We start from the raw sequence: 5,306 nt of genomic DNA, 5'->3' as shown, positions 1-5,306 counted from the left end.
GATGGCCGGGCCTGCACCTGCGCGCACCGCACTGTCCGGTGCCAGCGTCTATGGCCTGCGGCCTGGCACGGCGCGGCAAGAAGGTGGCCGTGATCGACTTCGACGTCGGCCTGCGCAACCTCGACCTGATCATGGGTTGCGAGCGCCGCGTGGTGTACGACTTCGTCAACGTCGTGCATGGCGAAGCCACCCTCAAGCAGGCCCTCATCAAGGACAAGCGCTTTGACAACCTGTACGTGCTGGCTGCCTCGCAGACCCGCGACAAGGACGCGCTGACCCAGGAAGGGGTGGGCAAGGTGCTCAAGGACCTGGCCGCCGACGGCTTCGACTACATCATCTGCGACTCGCCGGCCGGCATCGAGAAGGGCGCCTTCCTGGCAATGTACTTCGCCGACCGCGCGGTGGTGGTGGTGAACCCGGAAGTGTCCTCGGTGCGCGACTCGGACCGCATCATCGGCCTGCTGGACTCCAAGACCCACAAGGCCGAATCGGGCCAGAACGTGCCGGCCTTCCTGCTGCTGACCCGCTACACCCCGGTGCGCGTGGAAAGCGGCGAGATGCTGAGCATCGCCGACGTGGAGGAAGTGCTGGGCCTGAAGGCGATCGGCGTGATCCCCGAATCGGGCGACGTGCTCAATGCCTCCAACAAGGGTGAGCCGGTCATCCTGGACGTGGAATCGGCGGCCGGCCAGGCCTACGACGACGCCGTCGCGCGCATCCTCGGCGAAGAACGCCCGATGCGCTTCACCAACGTCGAGAAGAAGGGCTTCTTCAGCAAGCTGTTCGGAGGGTAAGCATGGGCCTGTTCGATTTCCTCAAAGCGAAGAAGACCACCGCCGAAACCGCGAAGAACCGCCTGCAGATCATCATCGCGCAGGAACGCAGCCATCGCGGTGGCCCGGACTACCTGCCGCTGCTGCAGCGCGAACTGCTGGAAGTGATCAAGAAGTACGTCAACATCGACGTCGACGCAGTGAAGGTCGACCTGGTGAAGGATGGCCAGCATGACGTGCTGGACATCTCCGTGGCGCTGCCTGAAGGCCCGGAAAAGCCCTGACACCCCTGCCCCGCCCGTGCCTGCATGGGCGGGGCCGCGTTACCCCGCATGACCGACACCGCACCCGAACCGAACGTCACCCGCGTCGGCGATATCGCCTTCGCCGACGCGCAGCGCCTGCTCGCCGCGCATGACCTGCGCCTGCACCACGTGGCGGCCGGCGAACCGATTCCCGGCAGCTACTGGGGCGAACCCGAAGCCGGCATCATCGCCAGCGACGTGTACGTACGCGACGACACGCCGGTGCATTCGATGCTGCACGAAGCCTGCCACCTGATCGTGCTGCCGCCGGAGCGGCGTGCGCAGGTGCATACCGATGCCACCGATTCAGTGCCCGAGGAAGACGCTACCTGCTACCTGCAGATCGTGCTGGCCGGCCACCTGCCCGGCGTGGGCAGCGAACGGCTGATGGCCGACATGGATGCGTGGGGGTATACGTACCGGCTGGGGTCGACGAAGGCGTGGTTCGAGCAGGATGCCGAAGACGCCAGAGCGTGGTTGATCGAACGCGGCTTGCCGGTGGCGTGACGCACCGTGAAAGGCACCGGTAGTGCCGGCCGCTGGCCGGCAACCTCATGAACCGGTGAAGCATCGCGTGGTTGCCGGCCAGCGGCCGGCACTACCCCATCACCCCTGCCCGGCCAGCGCGCGCAGGGTGATGCCGACGATGTAGGCCAGGTACGTGCCAGTGGCATAGCCCATCGTACCCAGCAGCACGCCGACCGGTGCCAGCGCCGGATGGAAGGCCGCGGCCACCACCGGGGCCGAGGCCGGGCCACCGATGTTCGACTGCGACCCGATGGCAAAATAGAAGAACGGCACTTTCAGCAGCTTGCCCAGGCACCACAGCAGCACGATGTGCACGCTGATCCAGATGATGCCCAGCAGGAACAGCCACGGGCGGTCCAGCAGCGCCAGCAGGTCCATCTGCATGCCGATGCAGGCGATCAGGAAGTACAGCAGCAGCGAACCCAGGCGCGAGGCGCCGGCGCCTTCCAGGGTGCGCGCGCGGGTGAAGCTCAGGCTCAGGCCCAGCGTGGTCGACAGCACCACCACCCACACGAACGGCGCATCCAGGCTGAACTGCGAGGCCCAGCTGACATTGGCCTTGAACCACGCCGCCAGCGGCGCGCCGATGGCGTGCGAAAGGCCGACGCCACCAAAGGCCACCGCTACGATCAGCATCAGGTCGGTCAGGCTGGGAATGCGCTCGTGCTCGGCCTGGAAGCGCGCGATGCGCTCCTTCAGTTCATCGATGGCCGAGGTATCGGCGCCACTGCGCGCATCGATCTTCGCCGCGCGCCCGGCCAGGAAGATCAGCGCGGCCATCCACACATAGCCCACACCGACATCGACCACCGCGAACTGGCCGAAGGTGGTCGCGTTGACATCGAAGACTTCGCGCATGGCCAGCATGTTGGCGCCACCCCCGATCCAGCTGCCGGCCAGCGCGGCCATGCCGGCCCAGGTGTCGCCGGCCACGGTGTCAGGATGGATCGCGCGCATCACCAGGAAGGCCACCACGGCGCCGAGCATGATGCTCGCCGACGCCCCCAGGTACATCAGCACCAGCTTCGGGCCCAGCCGCAGGATGCCCTTGATGTCCACCGCCAGGGTCAGCAGGATCAGCGCCGCTGGCAGCAGGATGTCGCGTGCGATGGGATTGTAGAGCGTGGTGTTCTGCCCGTCGATGAGGCCGACGGTGTTGTAGATGCCGGGAATGAGGTAGCACAGCAGCAGGGCCGGCACGAAGGTGTAGAAGCGCTTCCACAGGCCCTGCTCGCGCGAGGCGGTCCAGAACACGGCACCGAGGGTGGCAGCGATCAGACCGAAGACGACGATATCGTTCTGGATCAGGGCAGTGGAAGGCATGCAGGCGCTCATGTAGAGCCGAGCCATGCTCGGCTGCTGTTGGCGGAAAAGGAGGCACAGAGCAGCCGAGCATGGCTCGGCCCTACAAGAAGCAGAGCGCCGCCACGAGGGCGGCGCCGGTAACGCTTACTCGCCGATGTGCTGCTTCAGCCAGGCGTTGACGGTGTCATGCCAGAGGATGCTGTTGTTCGGCTTCAGCACCCAGTGGTTCTCGTCCGGGAAGTACAGGAACTTCGATTCGATGCCCTGGCGCTGGGCGGCGGTGAACGCGGCCAGGCCCTGTTCGACCGGAATGCGGAAGTCCTGCTGGCCGTGGATGACCAGGATCGGCTTCTTCCAGTCGGCCACGTGGTTGACCGGGTTGAACTTCTCGAAGTTGGCCGCCTTCTCGTACGGCGTGCCGCCCTGCTCCCACTCGGTGAACCACAGTTCTTCGGTGGCGTAGCCCATCATGCGCTGGTCGAACACGCCATCATGGTTGACCAGGCACTTGAACGGGCCGTTCCAGTTGCCCGCGATCCAGTTGATCATGAAGCCGCCGTAGCTGGCGCCCAGGGCGCAGGCCTTGTCACCGTTGAGGAAGGAATACTTCTTCAGCGCCGCGTCCCAGCCCTTCTGCAGGTCTTCCAGCGGGCGGTCGCCCCAGTGCTGGCTGATCGCATCGGTGAAGGCCTGACCGTAGCCGGTGGAACCGTGGAAGTCGATCATGACCACGGCATAGCCCTGGCCGGTGTAGGTCTGCGGGTTCCAGCGGTAGCTCCAGCCGTTGCCGAAGCTGCCCTGCGGGCCACCGTGGATGAGGAACGCCACCGGGTAGGACTTGCCTTCCTGGTAGTTGTGCGGCTTGACCACGTAACCGTGCACGGTGTCGTTGTTCCAGCCCTTGAACGAGAACTGCTCGAAGTCGCCGAAGTTGACGTCCTTCAGCACATCGCCGGCAGCCGGGGTCAGCGCGCGCAGCGGGCCCATCGCCTCACCGGCCGCCGGCAGCATGCCGACCAGCACCTGGTCGTTGCTCTTCAGGCTGTTGCGGGTGATGGCCACGCTGTTGCCGGCCACGCTGACCGCGGACACGGTGCCATCGCCGATGACCTTGGTGGCCTTGCCGGTGGCCACGTCGATCTGGAACAGCGGGTGCTCGCCCAGGTCGTCAGTGGTGGTGTAGATGCTGGCGCCATCGGCGGACAGGGTGATGTCACCGGCCGAGCGGTCCCACTGCGGGGCGATCTCGCGGGTCTTGCCGCTGGCCAGGTCCATCGCCATCAGGCCGAAGCGGTCGGCTTCGAAGCCCGGGCGCTTCATGGCACGGTAGAACAGGGTCTTGCCGTCGGCGCTGAACACCGGGCCGGCATCCCAGGCCGGGTTCGCGGCGGTCAGGTTGACCGGCGGCTGCCGGCCGGCGGCATCGAAGCGGTACAGGTCGAAGTTGGTCGACCACGGTTCCTGCTTGCCGGCCACGCGGATGCTGGCGACCACGCTGGCGCCGTCCGGCGACCAGGTGAAATCGTCATTGCCGCCGAACGGCTTGGACGGTGCGTCGCCGTCGATGGTCGCGCTCAGGGCCGAAGCGCCCTTCACCGGGCCGGCCTTGGCCGCCGGCAGGGGGGCCACGAACAGGGTGTTGCGGCGGCCGTCATTCCAGGTGTCCCAATGGCGCACGAACAGCGAATCGAAGACCTTGCCGCTGGCCTTGGCATCGGCCACATCCTTGAGCTTCTTTTCAGTGCACGCCAGGTCCGAGGCACAGGCCTGGAACACCCCGGCGCTGAACAGCACGCGGTCGTCCTGCGGCGAGACGTGGTAGCTGTCCACATCCACCGGGAAATCGGTCAGCTGGCGCGGGGTGCCGCCGCTGATGGCCTGCGCGTACAGCTGCTGGCTGCCGTTCTTGGCGCTGAGGAAATACACGGTCTGTCCATCGGCCGACAGCGAGGCCGAATTGACATTCCAGCCGGCCGGGGTGATCTGCTTCGGCGGGGCCGCATCACGGGTGCGCAGGTTGCGCGCGAACAGCGCGGTGCTGGCCTTGAGGTTGGCATCGGTGCTGCGCTTGGCAAACACCACGGTGCCGCCGTCGGCGGTCAGCACCGGCGCGGAGACGCGATCCATGGCCACCATGTCGCGGATTTCCAGGCCACGGGCAGCGGCGACGCTGGGCAGGGCGGCCAACAGGCTCAGTGGCAGCAAGGCATGACGCAGTTTCATCGGGATCTCCGCAGAACGGCAAAAAACCGATGGTAGGCCCCGGCAGGCGGGGCTGCCAAGGCCATCGGTCATGGCCGCCCGGGCGGGACCGCGCCGCGGCGGGGTCTGCGGTAGTGGGGGGGGGGGGGGGGGGGGGGGCCCCCGCCGGGGCCGCCCCCCCCCCCCCCCCCCC

At 66.9% G+C, this 5,306-nt stretch carries 5 protein-coding genes; 3 read left to right on the top strand and 2 right to left on the bottom strand.

Translation table 11 applies throughout. From position 1 onward, the window contains the following. The first annotated feature begins 11 nt into the window (after positions 1–11). Genes minD through ACQKDV_RS08420 form a run of 3 tightly spaced genes read left to right on the top strand, consistent with a single transcriptional unit; the run spans position 12 to position 1,585 of the window. Positions 12–794, top strand: a complete 783-nt coding sequence (minD, locus tag ACQKDV_RS08430; protein ID WP_427783312.1) for a septum site-determining protein MinD — start codon at positions 12–14, stop codon at positions 792–794. Between the two features lie 2 nt (positions 795–796). After that, the gene (minE, locus tag ACQKDV_RS08425) at positions 797–1,057 is read left to right on the top strand and encodes a cell division topological specificity factor MinE (protein WP_053516176.1); all 261 of its coding nucleotides are present in this window, start codon (positions 797–799) and stop codon (positions 1,055–1,057) included. 48 nt (positions 1,058–1,105) lie between these two features. Beyond that, a complete protein-coding gene (locus ACQKDV_RS08420) occupies positions 1,106–1,585 on the top strand; it encodes a hypothetical protein (protein WP_427783310.1) in 480 nt (159 codons plus the stop codon). A 99-nt stretch (positions 1,586–1,684) separates the two neighbouring features. Here the strand turns inward: ACQKDV_RS08420 and ACQKDV_RS08415 are convergent, their stop codons facing one another. Together ACQKDV_RS08415 and ACQKDV_RS08410 are read right to left on the bottom strand one after the other, a co-directional pair. Beyond that, positions 1,685–2,929 carry a DUF819 domain-containing protein gene (locus ACQKDV_RS08415; RefSeq protein ID WP_427783309.1) on the bottom strand — a complete coding sequence of 415 codons (1,245 nt, stop codon included), beginning with the start codon at positions 2,927–2,929 and terminating at the stop codon, positions 1,685–1,687. A gap of 126 nt (positions 2,930–3,055) precedes the next feature. Then, positions 3,056–5,134 carry a prolyl oligopeptidase family serine peptidase gene (locus ACQKDV_RS08410; protein WP_427783308.1) on the bottom strand — a complete coding sequence of 693 codons (2,079 nt, stop codon included), beginning with the start codon at positions 5,132–5,134 and terminating at the stop codon, positions 3,056–3,058. Positions 5,135–5,306 lie beyond the last annotated feature (172 nt).

Origin of the sequence: Stenotrophomonas sp. NPDC077659 (assembly GCF_050268705.1) — a bacterium.
Taxonomy (GTDB): Bacteria; Pseudomonadota; Gammaproteobacteria; order Xanthomonadales; family Xanthomonadaceae; genus Stenotrophomonas.
This window is presented reverse-complemented; position numbering and strand designations above follow the sequence as displayed.

Excerpts from the sequence above, each read along its gene's own strand:
- minE (WP_053516176.1), top strand. The coding sequence starts at position 797 with ATGGGCCTGTTCGATTTCCTCAAAGCGAAGAAGACCACCGCCGAAACC.
- ACQKDV_RS08420 (WP_427783310.1), top strand. The coding sequence starts at position 1,106 with ATGACCGACACCGCACCCGAACCGAACGTCACCCGCGTCGGCGATATC.
- ACQKDV_RS08415 (WP_427783309.1), bottom strand. The coding sequence starts at position 2,929 with ATGCCTTCCACTGCCCTGATCCAGAACGATATCGTCGTCTTCGGTCTG.
- ACQKDV_RS08410 (WP_427783308.1), bottom strand. The coding sequence starts at position 5,134 with ATGAAACTGCGTCATGCCTTGCTGCCACTGAGCCTGTTGGCCGCCCTG.